The following is a 19,078-nucleotide window of genomic DNA, read 5'->3' on the forward strand; positions in this document are numbered from 1 at the left end:
AAGTCCACCAGGCCGCCCGGGGCGCGCCAGCCGGGGTCGGCCGGACGCGCGGCCGCCGCGCCGAGCACCGCGCCCCGCAGGTCCTGCCGCCAGGAGCCGGGCAGCGGCCCCTCGTAGAGCATCCGGGCGAGGCCGGGGTCGGCCAGCTCGGCGAGCCGGAGCATTACGGCCTGCCGCTCGGCGCCGACCCGCGCCCCGGCCAGGGCCTCCAGCAGCTCCCGGTCGCCGGAGGCGAACACCTCGTCCACCAGATGTGCGGGCAACCGCAGCCGGGACCGGAGCAGGGTCAGGGTCTCCTGGCGGAGCCGGGGCATCAGCGCCGGGGTGAGGGAGGGGCCGGCGAGCTGGAAGGTGGTGGACACCAGGGTGTCCCGTTCGTAGGTCACCACGCGGGGTGCGCTCCGTTCATCGTTCGGTACCACCGTGAAAGCGGGGATGGGCGAGGAAGGTGAGGAGACGTCATCCGGCGCCGGACAGCTCGGCCATCCGGGCCAGCGCGCCGATCCAGAACCGCTGCCGCTCCGGCGACTGGCCCACCATGTGGGCGGCGCGCAGCTTGGGCGGCAAATGGCGCAGCAGCCGGGCGACGACTTCGGCGTTCCGCTTGAGCTGGGACACCTCGGCGTTGGTGAGCACCTGGTGCACCAGATCGGTGTCATTGGTCCCCTCGTCCGACGTTTCGGACGCGGCCGCCAGCCGGGCCTCCCAGCGGTCGATGTCGCGCGCTATCTCCCGCAGCCCGATCACCCGCTGCTCGGCCCGCTCGGCGAGCCGCGCCTCCAGCTTGGACAGCGGCACCGGGGCGTACTCGCCCTCACCCAGATAGATCAGCCCCGTCTCCAGCGGCTGCCCGGCTTGGTGCAGCTTGATCAGCCGCTCCAGGGTGCGCTTGGTGATCCAGTCACGGCCCTCGTCGTCGATGTCGTTCTTCCACCACTCCAGAACCGTCTCGGCCACCTCGCCATAGGTGGCGATCAGCCACTCGTTGGCCGGGATGTCCTGCGGGCTCACCTCGTAGCTCACCGTGAAACGGCTGGCCTGGGCCACGTTGTTGCTGCTGACCAGCAGCTTGCGGCCGAGGTGGTACGGCGGGTTCTGGAGCGCGACCTGGGCGCGCAGCCCCGGGATGGGCCGACCGGCCAGCGACCACTCCTGGGTGATCTCCATCAGCTTGGCGAAAGTGGCCTTGTCCTTGGGGCGGTTGTACTCGTCCCAGACGATCACCTTGGGGTCGGGGCCCACCAGCGCGCGGCTGAACAGGGTGTCCAGCGTGCCGTCCGGAGTGGGGATCGGCACGCACAGGTCCTCCACGTTGGTCACCGGCAGCGAGAAGTACACCGGGTCGCTTCCGCTCTCCTCGCGGACCACCGCCTTGGTGATCTCCGTCTTGCCGCAGCCGGGCGGCCCCTGGAGCAGCACCGCCCAGTTCTCCCGGACCGCGGTGCGCAGAATGCTCCGTACCGGGTCGGGGATGGTGGCGGGGTTGGGGAGGCCGAGGGCCCCGGCGATGGCGTCGAGGAGCTCGGCGGTGCGGTCCGGTCCCGGTGTGCCGTCGGCCTTGCGGTCGTGCAGCCGCAGCCGCACCCCGCCCACCAGCGGCAGCCCCCAGGACAGCGGGAACCCGGCGCGGGCGCAGTCCAGGACGTGCTGGAGGGTGCGCGGGGAGAGCAGCGAGCGCAGGTACGGGGTGAGCCCGGCCCAGATCTGGAAGACCCCGGTCAGGTCCCAGTCCTCGTACCGCTCGGCCAGCGTGGACCGCCAGGCGGTGTCATTGGCCGTGATCCGCAGGGTGACCATGCGGTCCAGGACGGCCAGATCGCTGCGCCGGGCGCTGGTCTCGGCCAGCGATTCGTTGTCCGCGAGGAAGATCCCGACGCAGCCGAGCGCGCGCAGATCGTGTTCGCCCAGCGTCCAGTTGCAGGCGATCTGCATCAGCTGGGACTGGATGGTCTCCCCGGCCTGGAGCGAGTCGTCGATGAGCAGCACGAACGGCACACCCGGGGTGAGCTGGCGCATGATCAGCTGAGTGAGCACCAGCTCCCCGGTGCGGTCGTCCCGCACCGGAGCGTTCACCAGCAGGTCGTCGGGGGTGAGGTTGGCCGCCGGGACCAGGATCACCTCGGTGCCCGGATGGGCATGCGGGATGTAGGACAGAAACGTCGACGTCTTGCCGATCCCGTGCTCGCCGAAGACCTGGCCGGTCTGCCGCATCGCGATCATGGCGCTGATGAACTGCTCCAGCCGGGCCCCGGTCCGCCCCGGCGGCTCGGGGTAGGTGGCGGTGGCCCGCCGGCCGCTGCCCTCGGCCGCCCGCTCCTGCCGCCCGGCGGCCGCGTCCCTCGCGGTCTGCGCCATGGTGTCCACACTGCTCACGGTGACTGCATCCCCCGTTGTTCCGTGTCGTTCGTCCATGCGTGTCCGCACCCCGCCCGGCGGCGGGGACGGTTCCCGGTTCCTCGGTCCCCGGTTTTTCGGTTCCTCGGCTCAGCTGTCGCCGGTGACCACCCGGTGGCAGGCCATCGGCGGGTCGTGCCGCTCCGGCCAGTCGTCACCGCCGTCCGTGATCAGCCAGATCCACCGGTCGGGCTGGGCCGGGGTCACCGTCCGGGCATGGCCGTCGGTGACCATGATCACCGCGTCGGCGCGCTCCTCGAACCGCCGCCCGTCCACCGCCCGCCGCCCCTCCACGTAGTCCACGACCTGCTGGAAGTCGGTGCCCCCGCCGCCGTGCACCCGCTCTCCGGGGACGAAGGGCATCAGCGCGCCGTCGAAGCTCAGCCAGTGGCTCTCGACTCCCTCGGTGCGGCCCACCAGCGTGGTGATCCAGTCGATCACCGGCTGGGGCATCGACCCCGAGGTGTCCAGCGCGATGACCACGACCTTGGTGCGCTCCGCCCCCCGCCGCGCCAGCATCGGGTCGTGCCCGAGCGCCAGCAGCACCGCACCCTGCTTCTTCGGGTAGATCAGCCGCTCACCCTCGCGGAGCTTGGAGGCGAGGGTGTCGGACAGCCACCGCCGCCACCACTCCACCCGCCGGGTCCGCTGCGTCTCTCCGCGCAGCGCGCCCAGCCCCATCCGCCCCCACATCTTCTCCAGCCGCTTGCCGCCGCCGGTGGTGCGGTCCGCGAGGGCCAGCAACTCGTCCCGGGCGAGCCCTTCGCCGCGCAGCGCGCCGCGCATCACCTCGGCAAGCGTCTCCTCGACCGCCGAGGTCACCGCCTCCGCGTCCATCGGCGGCCGCTGCTTCGCCCCGGCCCCTTCGCCGTCCCCGCCGGGGCCCATATGGATGCACAGGACCGGCGGTACGGGAGGGGTGCGCATCCGCTTCAGCTCCCCGTAGATCCTCAGGTCGGTCTCGGTGAAGTCCCGGTAGGACAGCGGCTCGAAGCCCTGCTCGCGCAGATCGGCCACATACCGCCGGTGCACCTCGTGCGGATCGACGCCCACCGGCTCCCGGCGGGTGCCGCCCGCGCCGTCCGGCACCTCACGCGTCGGCAGGCCGCCCTGCGCCAGCCGGAGCAACGCCACGTGGTTGATGGCGACTTCGGCCGCCAGGTCGAAGACCGGGTCGGCACGCAGCTCCTCGTCCACGTACAGATGGCGGTGGATCAGGTGCCGCGCCTCGTGGAACAGGACGAAGCGCACCCCGCTCGGCCCGATCGCCACGAAGAACTCCGGGTTGTACAGCAGCAGACAGGTGCCGTCCCCCGTGGCCACCACCGCCGCCGTGTCCACCGCCGTGGTGGGGATCTGGTAGTGGCACTTGGCATACAGCCACGAGGACACCACGCTGTCCTTGACCCCGAAGTCCAGCAGCGCCGCCTCCTTGAGCCTGCGGCCCTCCTCGGCCACCGCCGGATCGTCCGGCTGCCAGGCCAGCAACGCCCGGCGGTCGGCCAGGTCGATCACCCCCCGGCCCGGCGCGTGCCGGCTTTCCCCCGCTACCTGTGCCACTGCCTTCCCTCCGCTCCGACCTGCACGGGAGCGTAACCCCTCGCCGTGGGCGGCCTTTTGCCGCCCACACCGAAAACGTTATCCGCCGGGTATGACAACGCGGCGGGTCAGTGGGCGCGGTCAGCCCTGGCGCAGGTCCCAGGCCACCTGGGCCACATCGGCGATCATGGCGACGATGTCCGGCCGGTCCTCGCCGCCGTTCAGATGCCGGTACTCGGTGCCCACCGTGATCACCATGCGCTCGGGCAGCCCCGGCAGCGGGAACGCGTTCTCGGCGATGAGCTTGCGGGCCGCCTCCAGGGCGGGGACCCCGGCCGTGTGCAACTCCCGCGCCCGGTCCCGGATGTGCTCCAGGTAGCCGATGTGGCCGCGGACCCCTTCCCGGTCCAGCACCGGCCCATGACCGGGGACGATGGTCTGCGCCCCGGTGTCCAGCACCCGTTCACACGCGTCGATCACGCTGTCCAGCGGACCGGCCCAGTGCACCGCGTGGTCGCCGGGGTCGTCGGGGCTGGAGGCGAAGATGACATCGCCGGTGAACGCCACCTTCTGCTGCGGCAGATACGCGATGAGGTCGCCGGTGGTGTGCGCGGCGGGCAGTGCGGTCAGCTGCACCGGCACCTGCCCGATCCGCAGGTCCAGCTCGCCCGTGAAGGTCGTGGTGGGCTCGACGACCTCGGTGTCGGCCCAGTCGAACCGTCCGAAGTGGCTCTGGAGGTACCACCCGAGCGGCGTCTCCGGGTCGCTGCCGCGCACCATGGCGTGCAGCTGCTGCGGAGCCGGTTCGTACTCGATGTGGCCGAGCGCCTCGCGGGTGGCCACGATGTCGGCACCGCGCACGACCTCCGCGCCCCACAAGTGGTCACCGTTCGCATGGGTGACGATCACTCGCCCGATCCGGCCCCCCTCGGGCAGCAGCGAGCGGCTGCGGTCCAGGAAGTCCTGGGCCATGCGCCGGTCGTAGGGGGTGTCGATCCAGGCGGCGGCACCATCGGGGGACACGATCAGCCCGCAGTTGGCGAGGCCCCATCCGGCGCTGGGCGTGGGGGTCCACAGGTGCACACCGTCGGCGAGGCGGAGGAGTGGTGATGGCGAGTTCATGGTCGCACAGTACTCAGCGGTGGCCGGACGTTCACTCGAACCCGCCCGTGGCTGACGGCCTCAGGCCGTCATGGGCCGGTCCGCCGGTCCGACCGGGGCCGGGAGGGCGGTGTCCCCGGCCAGATAGCGGTCCACCGCGGCCGCCGCCGAGCGGCCCTCGGCGATCGCCCACACGATCAGCGACTGCCCGCGGCCCGCGTCCCCGGCCACGAAGACCCCCTCCCGGCCGGTCCCGAAGTCGGCGTCCCGGGCGATGTTGCCGCGCGCGTCCAGCTCCAGACCGAGCTGGCCGAACAGTCCGCCGTCCCGCTCCGGACCGCGGAAGCCGAGCGCGAGCAGCACCAGATCGGCCCGCAGCACCCGCTCGCCGCGTCCGTCCCCGGGCTCCTCCTCGTCTCGGCCCTCCGGACCCGTCCCGACGAGGTGCAGCGCCCGGACCCTGCCGTGCGGCCGTCCCGGGCCCGGCGCGTCCCCCTCGAAGCGCACGGTGGTGGCCGAGAACACCCGGGCGTCCACGTCCGCCTCCGGGGAGGCCGCCAGTTCCCGCGCCTCCTCGTGCGCGGCGGACATCCGGTAGATCTTGGGGTACGTGGGCCAGGGCTCGCCCTCCGCCCGCTCGTCCCCGGGCAGGGGGTGGATGTCCAGCTGGGTCACGGAGGCGGCGCCCTGCCGCAGCACCGTGCCCAGGCAGTCCGCGCCGGTGTCCCCGCCGCCGACGATGACCACGTGCTTGCCCTCGGCGGTGATCGGCGGCCGGTCGTAGTCGCCCTCCTGGACCCGGTTGGCCAGCGGCAGGTACTCCATCGCCTGGTGGATCCCGGCCAGCTCCCGGCCCGGCACCGGCAGTTCGCGCCAGGCCCGCGCGCCCACCGCTATCACCAGCGCGTCATAGCGCGCCCGCAGCTCGGCGGCGTCCACATCGGTGCCCACGCCCACGCCGGTGCGGAACTTGGTGCCCTCCGCGCGCATCTGCCACAGCCGCCGGTCCAGGTGGTGCTTCTCCATCTTGAACGAGGGGATGCCGTACCGCAGCAGTCCGCCCACCCGGTCGTCCCGCTCGTACACCGCCACCGTGTGCCCCGCGCGGGTGAGCTGCTGGGCGGCCGCCAGCCCCGCGGGCCCCGAGCCGATCACGGCCACGGTCCGCCCCGACAGCCGCTCCGGCGGCTTCGGGACCGCATACCCGCTCTCCCAGGCCCGGTCGGCGATGGCGACCTCGACGTTCTTGATGGTCACCGCGGGCTGGTTGATCGCCAGCACGCACGCACTCTCGCAGGGCGCCGGGCACAGCCGCCCGGTGAACTCCGGAAAGTTGTTGGTCGCGTGCAGCCGCTCGCTCGCCCGCCGCCAGTCGTCGCGGGACACCAGGTCGTTCCAGTCCGGGATGAGATTCCCCAGCGGGCAGCCGTCATGGCAGAACGGGATCCCGCAGTCCATGCAGCGGTCCGCCTGCGCGGAGATGATCGGCAGCAGTCCGCCGGGGACGTACACCTCGTCCCAGTCGCGCACCCGCTCCTCCACCGGGCGGCGCGGCGGAAGGCGGCGTGGTGTGGTGAGAAAGCCCTTGGGGTCGGCCATGACCTCCTCCAGTACCGATGTCCTGGTCTGGCCGCTTTCACCCCACTGTACGGCCGCCGGGCATACGGTCCAGGGCCTCGGCCGCCTCGGCCATGATCCGCTCCACCAGCTCCGCGCACGACGGCAGATCGTCGATCACCCCCGCCACCTGCCCGGAGGCCATCACACCGGTGTCGGTGCGGCCGTCCACCATCGACGCCTTCAGCAGCATCGGGGTGTTCGCGGCCAGCAGCACCTGGCTCCAGGAGAGCCCCTTGCCGCGCCGCATCGCCCGGCCGTCGCGCACCATGCGCGCCCAGCTCAGCCCGGACAGCCGCCGGAAGGCCGCGGCGTGGCGCATGGCGCGGACGAGGGCGGCGGCGCGCCCGGAGCGCTCCAGGGAGGCGACCAGCTCGCTGCGGAGCATCCGGTGGGGGAGCCCGTCGACCGCGGTGGTGACCGTGACGTCCGAGGCCGCCGCCGCCAGATAGCGGGCCTTCACCGCGACCGGGACGGTGCTGTCCGAGGTCAGCAGGAAGCGGGTGCCCATGGCGATCCCGGCCGCCCCGTACGCGAGCGCCGCCACCAGGCCGCGCCCGTCGTGGAAGCCGCCCGCGGCCACCACCGGGATGTCCACCGCGTCCACGACCTGGGGGAGCAGCACCGTGGTCGCCACCTCGCCGGTGTGGCCGCCGCCCTCGCAGCCCTGCACCACCACCGCGTCCGCGCCCCAGCCCGCCACCTTCTCGGCGTGCCGCCGTGCGCCCACGGACGGGATGACCACCACGCCCGCGTCCTTCAGCCGGGAGATCAGCTCACGCTTCGGGGCCAGCGCGAAGGACGCCACCCGCACGCCCTCCTCGATGATGATCCGCACCCGTTCCGCGGCGTCCCCCGCGTCGGCCCGCAGATTGACGCCGAAGGGTGCCTCGGTGCGGGACGCGACCTCCCGCACCGCCGACCGCAGCCGCTCCGGGGACATGGTGGCGGAGGCGAGGATGCCCAGCGCCCCGGCGTTGGCGGTCGCCGAGACCAGCCGGGGGCCCGCCACCCACCCCATGCCCGTCTGGACGATCGGATGGCGCACGCCGACGAGCCGGGTCAGCGCGGTGCCCATCGGCGCCGTGTCCATCAGGGCCGTACCTCCCGCTCGCGCAGCCCCGCCGGATCGAGGACCTCCCGGATCAGCCGCAGCTCCTCGGCGGTCGGCTCCCGGGTGGCGGGAACGCCGTCGGCGATGGCGAGCGGGAAGCCGGTCGCCTCCCGTACCCGCTCGGCGGACACCCCCGGGTGCAGGGAGCGCACCCGCAGGGTGCGGTCCGGCGTGTCGAAGTCGAGCACCGCGAGGTCGGTCACCACGCGGGGGATGCGGTGGAAGCGCGTCGCGGAGGGACCGGCGGCAGCGGCTCGGTCGTAGCCGACGCCGCACACCATGTCGACGCGCTCGACGAAGACGCGCGGGGAGTGCCGGGGCACCCAGTAACTCGTCGGATTGTTGAGGGTGTTGACGGGCGCTCCGCGCACGCCCAGCAGCTGCCGCCGGGGCCGCTTCCAGTCGCCGATGCAGGAGATGTTCTGGTTGCCGTGGGCGTCGAGCTGGCTCGCGCCCATCATCACATGGCGCTTGCCGCCCATGACCAGCGCGAGGTGGCGGCGGTACGGCAGCCAGCCCTCCACCGTCTCGTCATCGGCGCCGACCAGCAGCGCCTCGCCGTCGGTGAGCAGCAGATCGGGCGCGAAGGTGAGCCGCGCCAGCCGGGCGCCGAGCCGCGGTATGAGGCCCATCGGGGCGGCCAGCACCTCCCCGTCGCCCCGCCAGGCCTCGGCACAGGCCAGCACGCAGTACTCGGCCCGGGTGACGGTCATTCCGCGCCCTCCTTCGCGTATGCCGCGACCGCGGCCTGGTACGTGTCCTCGTCCCCCGCCAGGAACCGCTGGGTGAACGCCTGCCAGGCCGCCGGGTCGGCGGCGGCCTTCGCGTACGCGCGCTGGAACGCCTCGTCCCGTCCGTAGTCGGGGGCGCAGGACGTGAAGTGCGCGCCGTTGGGGGTCTCGATCACGCCGGTCACCGCATGGCGCCCCACCAGCAGGGACTGCGGACCCGCCGCCGCCAGGAACTCCGCGGCGGGGACGACGCGTTCGCAGGAGAGATACGCCTGCTCCGCCGCCTCGCAGAACAGGTCGTCGAAGTACGGATCGGGGCCCAGGTACTGGCCGTTGCCCTGCGCGTCGGCCCGGTTGAGGTGGACGAGCGCCACGTCCAGCCGCAGCGCGGGGACCGCCACCAGCTCCTCGCCGTCCTCGTACGGCGAGACCACCGTCCGCAAACCCGGATTGACCGTCATCACGTCCGACCCGAGGCCCGCCCGGATCGGCAGGAAGGGAAGCCGGTGCACGGCCGCGGTCAGCCCCCACAGGAACATCGCCTCGTCCAGCTCCACCAGCTCGAAGTCCGCGCGCTCCCGCGCCGCCCGGAAGTGCGGCTCCAGCGGGATCGAATCGAGCGTGGCGAAGGCCGTGACCAGCTTGCGGACCTTCCCGGTGGCGGCCAGCAGCCCGACGTCCGGGCCGCCGTACGAGACCACGGTCAGATCGCGGACGTCCGTACGTAGCAGCGCGCGCACCAGCGCCATCGGCTTGCGCCGGGAGCCCCAGCCGCCGATGCCGACCGTCATGCCGTTCTCGATCCGGCCGACGGCCTCCTCCGCGCTCATCCGCTTGTCGCTCATCGCCGCTCACCGCCCCCGGACCTGTCGGATACGAAGGCGTCCCGGTGCTTGTCGGAGATCCCCGCGAGATTCGCCTCGAAGGTGAAGCCCTGCTCGAAGCGGTAGCTGCGGTGGACGTCGACCGGGTCGATGCCGTTGATCGCCGCCTTGGCGAGCCGCAGCAGCGCACCGTCCTTGGCGGCGATCTCCCGGGCCAGCTCCAGCGCGGCGCCGCGTAACGCGGCACGGGGCACCACCCGCCACACCGAGCCGTGCCGGTGCAGCTCATCGGCGGTCGCGGTGCGCGAGGTGTAGTACAGCGCGCGCATCAGGTGCTGGGGGACGAGCCGGGCCAGATGGGTGGCCGCGCCCAGCGCTCCCCGGTCCAGCTCCGGCAGTCCGAACGTCGCGTCCTCGGCCGCCACGATCGCGTCCGCGTTGCCCGCCAGGCCGATGCCGCCGCCGAGACAGAAGCCGTGCACCGCGGCGACGACCGGGACCGGGCAGTCATAGACGGCCGCGAACGCCGCGTGGCAGCCGTGGTTGGCGCCGATGAGCGCCTGGTGGCCCTCGGTGCGCTGCATCTCCTTGATGTCCACCCCCGCGTTGAACCCCCGGCCCTCGGCGGCCAGGACCACGCAACGCACCTCGGGGTCGGCGCCCGCGGTGCGCAGCGCGTCGGCCAGCTCGTACCAGCCGTGCACGGGAAGGGCGTTGACGGGTGGGAAGTCCACGGTGACGACGGCGACGCCCGCTTCGGGGGCGGAGGTGGAGACACCCATGAGCAGATCCGCTACCTTTCCACCAAACGTTTGTTAGGCGTGAAGGTAGCAGTGCCCGGCGCACAGCGGGAGGGTGAGAAGGGGCCATGGCCGTCTCCATCGACCTGTCCGGACGCGTCGCCGTCGTCACCGGCGGCACCCGCGGCGTCGGCGCGGGCATCGCCCGCTCCCTGCTCGCGGCCGGTGCCGACGTCGTGGTCTGCGCCCGCCGCCCGCCGGACCACCCGGTCGCGGCGGCCGGGCGCACGGCCCGCTTCCGGGAGCTCGACGTGCGGGACGCGGCCGCCGTCGCGGACTTCTTCGCCCGGGTGCGCGATGCCCACGGCCGACTGGACGTCCTGGTCAACAACGCCGGAGGCAGCCCGTACGGGCTGCTCGCCGAGTCCGGTCCGCGCCGCGCCGCGCGGATCGTCGAACTGAACCTGATCGCCCCGATGACCGTCGCCCTCGGCGCCTACGAGGTGATGCGTGATCAGGAGGGCGGCGGATCGATCGTGATGATCGGCAGCGTCAGCGGCACCCGGCCCTCGCCGGGCACGGCCGCCTACGGAGCCGCCAAGGCGGGCCTGGACAACCTCGCCCGCACCCTCGCCGTGGAATGGGCCCCCGCGATCCGGGTCAACACCCTGGTCCTCGGCATGGTCCACACCGAACTCGCGCATCTGCACTACGGCGACGCCACCGGCGTGGCCGCCGTGTCCCGCACCGTGCCGCTGGGTCGTCTCGCCGACCCGGAGGAGGCGGGCGACGCGTGCGTCTTCCTCGCCTCCCCGATGGCCGCGTACATCACCGGCGCCAGCCTGGCCGTCCACGGCGGCGGAGAGCGCCCGGCGTTCCTGGCGGCGGCGCGGTCTCCGGCGGACGCAACGCCCTCAACAGGCCCAGGAGCAGGCCCAGGATCAGGAGGAGCAGAATGACAGGCATCTGCACCGGACGCGTCGCCGTCGTCACCGGCGCCGGACGCGGCCTCGGCCGGGCGCACGCGCTCGCCTTCGCCGCCGAGGGCGCACGGGTCGTCGTGAACGACCTCGGCGTGGGGCCGGACGGCGCCGGGGAGTCCCCGGGCCCCGCGCAGGAGGTGGTCGAGGAGATACGCGCCCACGGCGGCGAGGCCGTGGCGCACGCCGGTGACATCGCCACCGCCGACGGCGCGGCCTCCCTCGTCGCCGCCGCCCTCGACACCTACGGCCGGCTCGACACCCTCGTCAACAACGCCGGATTCCTGCGCGACCGCATGCTCGTCAACCTCGGCGAGGACGACTGGGACGCCGTGATCCGCGTCCACCTCAAGGGGCACTTCCTGCCCCTCAAGCACGCCGCCGCCCACTGGCGCGCCGAGGCGAAGGCGGGCCGGACGCCCACCGCACGCGTGGTCAACACCGGCTCCGGGGCCGGGCTGCTGGGCAGCGTCGGGCAGGGCAACTATGCGGCCGCCAAGGCCGGGATCGTCGGCCTCACCCTGGTGGCCGCGGCCGAGCTGGGCCGCTACGGGATCCAGGTCAACGCGATCGCCCCGGCGGCCCGCACCCGCATGACGGAGGCGACGTTCGCCGACACCATGGCGGCGCCCGACGAGCCCGGCGCGTTCGACGCCATGGCGCCCGGCAATGTCTCACCGCTCGTCGTCTGGCTCGGCTCCGCCGCCTGCGCCGGGGTCACCGGACGGGTCTTCGAGGCCGAGGCCGGGCGCATCACCGTCATGGAGGGCTGGCGGCCCGGGCCGACCGCCGACAAGGGCGGCCGCTGGACCCCGGCCGAGGCCGGTGAGGCCGCGGCGAAGCTGCTCGCCGCCGCCCAGCCGCCGGCACCGGTGTACGGGGCGTCCTGACGCACCGTCTCGACGCACCCGAGTACGGATCCCTCACGGCACGCATCCGGCGCGCCGCAGCACCGTCATGAACCGGGAGGCGAAGACGGGGTGGCCGTCGGCCGAGGGGTGCAGCCGGTCCAGGCCCTCCGGCTCCAGCAGCAGCCGCGAACAGCCGGGCCCGAACACCTCCGGACCGTGGACGTAGTGCAGGTGCTTGTCGCCGTGGTCGCGCAGCAGCGCCACGGCCCGCCGTATGTGCGCCCGGCACTCGCGCATCGTCATCCCCGAGGGCCCGGGCACCTCCTCCCGCTCGGGCGCGGTGATGGTCGACATCACGGCGAACGGGGTGTCCGGATGCCCCTCCCGCACGGTGCGTACGAAGCCGACGAGCGCCGAGGCGAGCGCGTCGCGGTTGTGGCTCCCGAGCGCCTGGATGTTGATGCCGACGCAGACGGTGAGCAGCTCGGCGGGGAGGTCCCGCATCAGCCGCGCCGTCATCGGCTGGAGGCAGCAGGCCGCCCCGAGGGCCAGCGAGGTCAGGTCCCACCCGGCGCGGCGCGCCACCAGCGCGGCCCAGGTCCGGCTGGGCGACGCGGCCCCGCGCCCCTGCGAGATGGAGCTGCCGAAGTGGACCCAGCGCGGTAGCTGTTCGGCGCTGTCGCGCTCGACGGCGGATCCCGCGTCCAGCGTCAGGCCCCGCAGCCGGAACTGGTGGTAGTACGGCAGCCACAGCTCGACCGTCGTCATGCGCCCCGGCAGCCCGTCGACCCGGACCTCCGCGTCCCCGCCGTGCGTCTCCAGGTCGGCGGTGGCCGTCCGCCGCCCGTCGTACACCACGTCGAGCCGGGCCCGCTCCTCGGGGCCGTTCAGCTCCGGCGGGGGATCGGCCTGGTAGCGGCAGACGAGCGAGGGGCTGTCGGTGCGCAGGGTGACCCGCACCCCGGACGGCATCGCGGCCCGCCCCAGCCCGCCTTCGGGGAGGTACAGCGCGGCGTCCTCGTACGGCAGCCGCCAGGGAGCGGTCCATCCGGGGCCACGCTGAAGGGACACCGCGCCCCGGTAGGTCAGGCGCGGATCGTCGTCACCGATGTCGAGCGGGGCGGGCCGATCGTGCATGACAGGGAGTCTGGCACGCCCCACCGACAGCGAACGCGGCTCAGATGCTGATGCCGCGGGCGCGCAGATAGCTCAGCGGGTTGATGTCCGAGCCGTAGGCGGGCCCGGTGCGCACCTCGAAGTGCAGATGCGGACCGGTGGTGTTGCCGGTCGAGCCCGAACGGCCGATCTGCTGGCCGACGTTGACGCCCTGCCCGGCGCGCACCGACAGCTGGGACAGGTGCGCGTACTGGCTGTACTTGCCGTCCGCGTGCCGGATGATCACCTCGTAGCCGTACGCGTCCGCCCAGCCCGCCGAGACCACCTGGCCCCCGGCGACGGCCTTCACCGAGGTGCCGACCCCCACCGGGAAGTCGATGCCGGTGTGATGGCCGCTCGACCAGCTGGACCCGGACGCGCGGTAGGCGGTGGTCGGGCTCACGCCGCTCACGGGCGCGGTGAAGCCGGTGGCGGCGGCGGGCTTGGCGGCGGGCTTGCTCGCGCGCCGCTCGGTCTGCTGCGGCTTGGCCTTTGCCTCGGCCTTGGCCTTCGCCTTGGGCTGGGCTCTGTGCTTGGCCTGGGGCTTTGCGGCGGGCCTGGCCTTGGCCTTCGCTTCGGGCTTGGACTGGGGCTGCGCTTCCGTTGTGGCCTTGCCCCCGCTCAGGGAGAGCTTCTGGCCGGGGTAGATCAGGTCGGGGTCGGAGCCCACCGTCGCGCGGTTGGTCTCGTAGAGCGCGTGCCAGCCGCCGCGCACCTCCTGCGCGTCGGCGATCCGGGACAGGGTGTCGCCGCTGACGACCACATAGGGGCCGGATTTCGTGGTCGCGTTGCCCGGCAGGCTGGTGGGCGTCGGCTTGCTCTGCCGCACCTGCTCGGCGGTGTTCGCCCGCTCCTCGGCGACGGTCTTGACGACCTTCGGCGCGGTCTGCGGCGCGCCGGTGTCCTGTGCCAGCCCTGCCTTCCCCGAGCACACCGGCCATGCCCCCGGTCCCTGCCCGTCGAGCACCTTCTCGGCAATGGCGATCTGCTGGGCCTTGGTGGCCAGATCGGCCCGCGCCGCGTAGGCCGTGCCCCCGTACGCCTCCCAGGTGCTCTGGGTGAACTGGAGTCCGCCGTAGAAGCCGTTCCCGCTGTTGATGTCCCAGTTGTTGGTGGACTCGCACTGGGCCACCTTGTCCCAGGTCTCGCTGGAGGCGGCGTTCGCGCCCGCGGCGGCGACGAGGGGGAGTGCGATGCCGGCGCCGCCCGCCGTGACGCTCAGCGAGGCACGGGAGATGCGGTTGGGCTTGTAACGGCGGTGGCGTCCCCGTAAGGGCATGGACGGCTCCTTCTCCTGCTGCCTGTGAGGTGCTGCCCGAGGCGGGCTGCCAAAGCGGGCCAAACATAAGGGGCCCGATTTGGCCACAACAAGAGGGAGTTCACACCGAAAAAGGGCCACAACGCGCTGTGCTGCGGCCCTCTTCCGGTGATGTGATGTGCATCACATGATTTCGATCGGTGGTTCAAGCGGGACGCAGGGTGACGATCACGCGTGCCCGCGTCCCACCCTCCCCATGTGTCACACCCGTACCGCCAGTGACAGTGCGAAGCGGCCCGCGGCGTCGGTCCACCAGCGCCGTGACTCCAGCCCAGCGGCCGCCAGTTCGGCCCGCACCTTCTCCTCCCGGAACTTCGCGGACACCTCGGTACGGACCTCCTCCCCGGCCGCGAAGGACACCGCGAGATCCAGCGCGGGGATCTTCGCGGTGAGGTCCTTGCGGGCGCGCAGCCGCATCTCGATCCACTCCTGCTCGGCGTCCCACACCGCCACGTGGTCGAAGTCCGCGGGGTCGATGTCGGCGCCCAGTTCCCGGTCGAGGACCCTGAGCACGTTCTTGTTGAACTCCGCGGTGACGCCCTGTGCGTCGTCGTACGCGGCGACGAGCGTGACCTCGTCCTTGACCAGGTCGGTTCCGAGCAGCAGCGCGTCACCCGGCGACAGCAGGGCGCTCACCGAGGCCAGGAACTCCGCCCGCTCCGGCGGCAGCAGATTGCCGATCGTGCCGCCGAGGAACGCCAGCAGGCGCGGCCCCGGAAGGTCGTCGGGCAGCGTGAGCCCGCCGAGGAAGTCGGCGACCAGCGCGTGCACCGTCAGCCCCGGATGGTCGGCGAGCAGCGCGTGCCCGGCCAGCTCCAGGGCGCTTTCGCTGACATCCACCGGAACGTAGGCGTGCAGACCCGGCAGGGCCTCGATCAGATGGCCGGTCTTCTCGGAGGACCCGGAGCCCAGCTCGATCAGCGTGCGGGCGCCGGTGGCGTCCGCGATCTCCGCCGCGCGCGCGATCAGGATCTCCCGCTCCGCGCGCGTCGGGTAGTACTCGGGCAGCCGGGTGATCTCCTCGAAGAGTTCGCTGCCCCGCGCGTCGTAGAACCACTTCGGCGGCAGCTGTTTGGGGGTGCGGGTCAGCCCCTCGGCGACATCGGCGCGCAGGGCCGCGGCCGTGGCGTCGGCGGGCAGGGTGCGGGTGACGGTGAAGGGGCTCACGCGGAACCCTCCTTGAGTGCGGTGAGGAGTACATCGGAGCGGGTGGCGGTGAGCAGCGTGCGGTCGGGGACCTCGGTCCACCGCGGATCGTCGTCGTACGGCTCGGAGGCGACCACGACCGCGCGGTCCGGGCCGGTCAGGTACCAGAGCGTGTCGCCCCAGGCGGTGGCGGCGATCGTCTCCCCGTCCATGAGCAGCAGGTTGAGCCGCGAACCTGGTGCGGCGGCCGCCACCTCCTCCGTGGTCCGGGCCAGCGCCTCGGCCGGGTCGTGGCCCAGCCGCAGCGCGTGCAGCGTCAGCGCCCAGACGAGCGCCGAGTCGCAGCGCGCCTCGAGACCGAGCAGATCGGCGGGCGGCAGGGACGCGGCGAGCCCGGCGAGCGTGTGCGGCCAGCCGCTGATGGCCCCGTTGTGGCTGAACAGCCAGGCGCCGGAGGCGAAGGGCGAGGCGCCCGCCTCGCCGTCGGCGCTCGCCACGGTGGCGTCCCGCACCGCGCCCATCAGCGCCCCGGTCCGTACCACCCGGGCGAGATCGGCGAACGACAGGTCGCCCCAGATGGGCCCGGCGCGCCGGTAGCGCGCGGGCACCGGGTCGTCCGGCGCGTACCAGCCGACGCCGAACCCGTCGGCGTTGACGGTGCCGTGCGCCTGCCGCCGCGGCGCCCACGACTGCGTGAACAGGCTGTGCTCCGGTGCGATGACGACCTCGCCGATGGGCAGCTCGGGCCCCAGGTACGCCAGATGCCTACACACCGGCGCCCCCGGTGAGCCCCAGCGCGCCCGCCATACCCGCTGCCCGCTGTCGCGCGCTCATGAGGCCTCCGCCGGGGAGGCGTCGCGGGCGGTGCGGAAGCCCGAGAAGATCTGGCGGCGGATCGGCAGGTCCCAGTTGCGGAACGTGCCGCGGCAGGCGACCGCGTCCACGGCGAAGGAGCCGCCGCGCAGCACCTTGTACGCGGGCCCGAAGAAGACCTGTGAGTACTCGGGGTACGGGAAGACGGTGAACCCCGGGTAGGGCAGGAAGTCGCTCGACGTCCACTCCCACACGTCCCCGATCAGCTGCCGTACGCCCAGCGGCGAGGCGCCCTGCGGATAGCTGCCGGCCGGTGCGGGCCGCAGATGGCGCTGGCCGAGGTTGGCGTGGTCGGGGCTGGGGTCCGCGTCGCCCCACGGATAGCGCCGGGACCGGCCGCTCTCCGGGTCGTGGCGGGCGGCCTTCTCCCACTCCTCCTCGGTGGGCAGCCGCCGCCCGGCCCAGCGGGCGTAGGCATCCGCCTCGTACCAGCTCACATGGATCACCGGCTCCTCGGGCGGCACCGGCTCGGTCACCCCGAAGCGCCGGCGCAGCCACTGGCCGCCCTCGCGCCGCCAGAACAGCGGGGCGCTCAGGCCGTGCTCCTGGATGTGCGCCCAGCCCTCGGCGGACCACCAGCGCCGCTCGGTGTAACCGCCGTCGGCGATGAAGTGCGCGTACGCGCCGTTGGTCACCGGGGCGGTGTCGATGAAGAAGGGCGGCACCAGCCGGTGGTGGGCGGGCCGCTCGTTGTCCAGTGCCCAGGGCTCTGACGAGGTGCCCATGGTGAACGGGCCGCCCGGGACCAGCACCTCGTCAGGCAGGGCGCCGCCGGAGGTGTCGGGCGGCGGCGGGGCGGTGAGGGCGGCGGGGCCGCGGCGCAGCTGATGGGTGATGAGCATCGTCTCGTCGTGCTGCTGCTCATGCTGCGCGATCATGCCGAACGCGAAGGCCGCGTCGACCAGCGGGGCGCCGCGCAGCTCGGTCCGCTCCAGGACGTCGAGCACCCGGTTGCGTACGTCCGCGACATAGCCGCGGGCCTCGGCGGGCGCCAGCAGCGGCAGGGTGGGGCGCTTCGCGCGCGGATGCTCGAACGCGTCGTACACCGAGTCGATCTCGGGACGCAGGGCGTCCTGTCCGCCGACGGCGCGCAGCAGCCACTGCTCCTCCTGGTTACCGATGTGCGCCAGGTCCCAGACCAGCGGTGACATCAGGGGGGAGTGCTGGGCGGTGAGGTCGTTCTCGTCCACGCAAGTGGTGAGGGTGTGCGTACGGTCGCGCGCGGTGCGCAGAACCGTTTCGGCGCGCTGGCGCAGCGCCTCGGGGTCGAGTGCGGGGCCGGAAGCGGTCATGACCGTTCCTCCTTCCCGGGAAGGGGGGCGAGCAGATCGTCGGCCGGACATCGGCCGCGGGCGACATAGCGGTCCGCGAAGTCGGCGACGGCGGACACGACGGCGGGGGAGGCCCCGATCCTGGGCAGCGCCTCCAGTGCCGTGGCGAAGCAGGCCACGGCGGTGTTGCGCAGCTCGGGGTCGGTCAGGGCGTCACGGGCCGCCGTCATCCACAGCGGATTGCAGGGCGCGGGCCGGGCGCCCGCCGTCTCGGCGAGCGGTTTCACCACGCGGTAGACGGTCTCCGCGGCCTCGGGGTCGTCGAAGAGCGCCACGGTCACGGCGAGGGGCACGATCCACCCGTCGTCGCCGCTCTGCGCGTCGATCATGCGCAGTTCGAGGTGGCCGCGCGGGCGGATGGGCGGAAAGAGGGTCGAGACGTGGAAGTCGAGGTCGTCCTGGGTGGGCGGCCTCGGCAGTCCGGTGCGGGCCCACTGCCGGAAGGTGAGTCCGTCCGGCACCGCCCAGCGCGTGCCGTCGTCCCGGATGGCCATCACGGGCGCGTCCAGCACGTACCCGGCCCAGGCGGCGCGCGGATCCTTGTCGTCGGGCGGGGCCAGCGTGCGCCCGGGGTCCATCGCCGCCCACAGCGTCTGCCGGGTCGAGCGGAAGCCGGTCGGGCGGCCCTCGCGCAGCGGGGAGTTGGCGAACGCGGCGGTCAGTACGGCGCCCAGCAGATGGGCCAGCCGCCAGCGCCGCCCGAGGCCCAGCGGACCGGGCTCCTCCTGCCCGGCGTCCACGCAGACCTGTACGGAGGCGGTGTTGCACATCATGGAGCGCCCGGCCGGTCCCCGGCGGTCGAAATAGGTCTCCATGGAGTCGTAGCGGGGTGTGGTGAGGATCCTGCGCGGTGGGCGCCAGGGGTCGTGTCCATGACCGGCGATGCCGAGGCCCAGCTCGGCGAGGAGTGCGCGGACGAGGACCAGATCGGCGGCGGCGGACTCCACGCAGGCGGTGAGGGAGTCGGCCGGGAGGGAGCTGAGCTCCAGCTGGCCGCCGGGTTCGAAGGTGAGCGCGGACGCGAGCGGCAGTTCGCGCAGGGCGGTGACCGCGGCTTCCAGCCGGGCCGCCTCGACGGGTTGTGCGGGGTCGTGCGGGTCGTACATGAGCCATTCGAGCTCGACGCCGATGCGTCGCGGAGGACCGGTCTTGAAACAGATGCCGTGGAGTCTGGCCTCCATCTCGGCCTCGTCGATCGCCTTGCTGTCGGGCACAGTCGTCATCTCCCGTCCCGTTCCGGCCGTCGGATCGCTGCGATAGGAACCGATATGTCGCCGCCTACTCTTGTCCGTCGAGGTTCCGGGCTCAAGGGTGCCTCCAGAGTTGCACAAGAGTTCACCGCGCGCCGGACGGGAAGGCAGGAT

Annotated in this window: 17 protein-coding genes; 2 read left to right on the top strand and 15 right to left on the bottom strand. The window is 73.1% G+C overall.

Features of this window, described 5'->3' with window-relative positions:
* From EEJ42_RS47370 to EEJ42_RS47410, 9 genes are all read right to left on the bottom strand, one after another.
* The coding region (locus tag EEJ42_RS47370; RefSeq protein ID WP_148082244.1) for a hypothetical protein at positions 1 to 389 on the bottom strand (389 nt) is incomplete at its 3' end.
* A 70-nt stretch (positions 390 to 459) separates the two neighbouring features.
* The gene (locus EEJ42_RS47375; protein WP_425473088.1) at positions 460 to 2,355 is read right to left on the bottom strand and encodes an ATP-binding protein; all 1,896 of its coding nucleotides are present in this window, start codon (positions 2,353 to 2,355) and stop codon (positions 460 to 462) included.
* A 129-nt stretch (positions 2,356 to 2,484) separates the two neighbouring features.
* Positions 2,485 to 3,909: a DUF2201 family putative metallopeptidase gene (locus EEJ42_RS47380; protein WP_184503615.1), complete on the bottom strand. Its 1,425-nt coding sequence runs from the start codon at positions 3,907 to 3,909 to the stop codon at positions 2,485 to 2,487.
* 165 nt (positions 3,910 to 4,074) lie between these two features.
* On the bottom strand, positions 4,075 to 5,055 hold the full coding sequence (locus EEJ42_RS47385) for an MBL fold metallo-hydrolase (protein ID WP_123108342.1): 981 nt from the start codon (positions 5,053 to 5,055) through the stop codon (positions 4,075 to 4,077).
* Positions 5,056 to 5,115: 60 nt separating this feature from the next.
* Complete coding sequence (locus EEJ42_RS47390; protein WP_123108343.1) at positions 5,116 to 6,633, bottom strand: glutamate synthase subunit beta; 1,518 nt, start codon at positions 6,631 to 6,633, stop codon at positions 5,116 to 5,118.
* A 37-nt stretch (positions 6,634 to 6,670) separates the two neighbouring features.
* A complete protein-coding gene (locus EEJ42_RS47395) occupies positions 6,671 to 7,729 on the bottom strand; it encodes an NAD(P)H-dependent flavin oxidoreductase (protein WP_123108364.1) in 1,059 nt (352 codons plus the stop codon).
* A 14-nt stretch (positions 7,730 to 7,743) separates the two neighbouring features.
* Entirely contained in the window at positions 7,744 to 8,478 is a 735-nt protein-coding gene (locus EEJ42_RS47400) for a CoA-transferase subunit beta (RefSeq protein ID WP_123108344.1), read from the bottom strand.
* Positions 8,475 to 9,341 carry a CoA transferase subunit A gene (locus tag EEJ42_RS47405; RefSeq protein WP_123108345.1) on the bottom strand — a complete coding sequence of 289 codons (867 nt, stop codon included), beginning with the start codon at positions 9,339 to 9,341 and terminating at the stop codon, positions 8,475 to 8,477. The genes EEJ42_RS47400 and EEJ42_RS47405 overlap by 4 nt, the downstream gene beginning before the upstream one ends.
* A complete protein-coding gene (locus EEJ42_RS47410) occupies positions 9,338 to 10,102 on the bottom strand; it encodes an enoyl-CoA hydratase family protein (RefSeq protein WP_123108346.1) in 765 nt (254 codons plus the stop codon). The genes EEJ42_RS47405 and EEJ42_RS47410 overlap by 4 nt, the downstream gene beginning before the upstream one ends.
* A gap of 86 nt (positions 10,103 to 10,188) precedes the next feature.
* Here EEJ42_RS47410 and EEJ42_RS47415 point away from each other — a divergent pair, with 86 nt between their 5' ends.
* On the top strand, positions 10,189 to 11,019 hold the full coding sequence (locus tag EEJ42_RS47415; protein WP_123108347.1) for an SDR family oxidoreductase: 831 nt from the start codon (positions 10,189 to 10,191) through the stop codon (positions 11,017 to 11,019).
* The gene (locus EEJ42_RS47420) at positions 11,016 to 11,930 is read left to right on the top strand and encodes an SDR family oxidoreductase (protein ID WP_123108348.1); all 915 of its coding nucleotides are present in this window, start codon (positions 11,016 to 11,018) and stop codon (positions 11,928 to 11,930) included. The genes EEJ42_RS47415 and EEJ42_RS47420 overlap by 4 nt, the downstream gene beginning before the upstream one ends.
* 33 nt (positions 11,931 to 11,963) lie before the next feature.
* On the opposite strand, the gene EEJ42_RS47425 is transcribed toward EEJ42_RS47420, so the two are convergent.
* From EEJ42_RS47425 to egtA, 6 genes are all read right to left on the bottom strand, one after another.
* Positions 11,964 to 13,028: a GDSL-type esterase/lipase family protein gene (locus tag EEJ42_RS47425; protein WP_246097938.1), complete on the bottom strand. Its 1,065-nt coding sequence runs from the start codon at positions 13,026 to 13,028 to the stop codon at positions 11,964 to 11,966.
* A gap of 40 nt (positions 13,029 to 13,068) precedes the next feature.
* Positions 13,069 to 14,325: a transglycosylase family protein gene (locus EEJ42_RS47430; protein WP_123108350.1), complete on the bottom strand. Its 1,257-nt coding sequence runs from the start codon at positions 14,323 to 14,325 to the stop codon at positions 13,069 to 13,071.
* Between the two features lie 240 nt (positions 14,326 to 14,565).
* Positions 14,566 to 15,531, bottom strand: coding sequence for an L-histidine N(alpha)-methyltransferase (gene egtD / locus EEJ42_RS47435; RefSeq protein ID WP_123108351.1), 966 nt, complete (start codon positions 15,529 to 15,531; stop codon positions 14,566 to 14,568).
* Positions 15,528 to 16,283 (bottom strand): ergothioneine biosynthesis protein EgtC, encoded by a 756-nt coding sequence (gene egtC, locus EEJ42_RS47440; RefSeq protein WP_123108352.1) that lies wholly within the window; start codon positions 16,281 to 16,283, stop codon positions 15,528 to 15,530. The genes egtD and egtC overlap by 4 nt, the downstream gene beginning before the upstream one ends.
* Positions 16,284 to 16,340: 57 nt before the next feature.
* Complete coding sequence (gene egtB, locus EEJ42_RS47445) at positions 16,341 to 17,675, bottom strand: ergothioneine biosynthesis protein EgtB (protein WP_123108353.1); 1,335 nt, start codon at positions 17,673 to 17,675, stop codon at positions 16,341 to 16,343.
* Complete coding sequence (egtA, locus tag EEJ42_RS47450; RefSeq protein ID WP_246097940.1) at positions 17,672 to 18,937, bottom strand: ergothioneine biosynthesis glutamate--cysteine ligase EgtA; 1,266 nt, start codon at positions 18,935 to 18,937, stop codon at positions 17,672 to 17,674. Before egtA ends, egtB begins: the two co-directional genes overlap by 4 nt.
* Between the last annotated feature and the right edge of the window lie 141 nt (positions 18,938 to 19,078).

It is taken from the genome of Streptomyces botrytidirepellens (assembly GCF_003721215.1).
GTDB classification, from domain to species: Bacteria; Actinomycetota; Actinomycetes; order Streptomycetales; family Streptomycetaceae; genus Streptomyces; species Streptomyces himastatinicus.

What these genes read in the sequence shown, in the direction of transcription:
- EEJ42_RS47405 (WP_123108345.1), bottom strand. Translation starts at nt 9,341, where the DNA reads ATGAGCGACAAGCGGATGAGCGCGGAGGAGGCCGTCGGCCGGATCGAG.
- EEJ42_RS47390 (WP_123108343.1), bottom strand. Translation starts at nt 6,633, where the DNA reads ATGGCCGACCCCAAGGGCTTTCTCACCACACCACGCCGCCTTCCGCCG.
- EEJ42_RS47415 (WP_123108347.1), top strand. Translation starts at nt 10,189, where the DNA reads ATGGCCGTCTCCATCGACCTGTCCGGACGCGTCGCCGTCGTCACCGGC.
- EEJ42_RS47430 (WP_123108350.1), bottom strand. Translation starts at nt 14,325, where the DNA reads ATGCCCTTACGGGGACGCCACCGCCGTTACAAGCCCAACCGCATCTCC.
- EEJ42_RS47400 (WP_123108344.1), bottom strand. Translation starts at nt 8,478, where the DNA reads ATGACCGTCACCCGGGCCGAGTACTGCGTGCTGGCCTGTGCCGAGGCC.
- EEJ42_RS47395 (WP_123108364.1), bottom strand. Translation starts at nt 7,729, where the DNA reads ATGGGCACCGCGCTGACCCGGCTCGTCGGCGTGCGCCATCCGATCGTC.
- EEJ42_RS47385 (WP_123108342.1), bottom strand. Translation starts at nt 5,055, where the DNA reads ATGAACTCGCCATCACCACTCCTCCGCCTCGCCGACGGTGTGCACCTG.
- egtB (WP_123108353.1), bottom strand. Translation starts at nt 17,675, where the DNA reads ATGACCGCTTCCGGCCCCGCACTCGACCCCGAGGCGCTGCGCCAGCGC.
- EEJ42_RS47410 (WP_123108346.1), bottom strand. Translation starts at nt 10,102, where the DNA reads ATGGGTGTCTCCACCTCCGCCCCCGAAGCGGGCGTCGCCGTCGTCACC.
- EEJ42_RS47375 (WP_425473088.1), bottom strand. Translation starts at nt 2,355, where the DNA reads ATGGCGCAGACCGCGAGGGACGCGGCCGCCGGGCGGCAGGAGCGGGCG.
- EEJ42_RS47425 (WP_246097938.1), bottom strand. Translation starts at nt 13,028, where the DNA reads ATGCACGATCGGCCCGCCCCGCTCGACATCGGTGACGACGATCCGCGC.
- egtA (WP_246097940.1), bottom strand. Translation starts at nt 18,937, where the DNA reads ATGACGACTGTGCCCGACAGCAAGGCGATCGACGAGGCCGAGATGGAG.
- EEJ42_RS47420 (WP_123108348.1), top strand. Translation starts at nt 11,016, where the DNA reads ATGACAGGCATCTGCACCGGACGCGTCGCCGTCGTCACCGGCGCCGGA.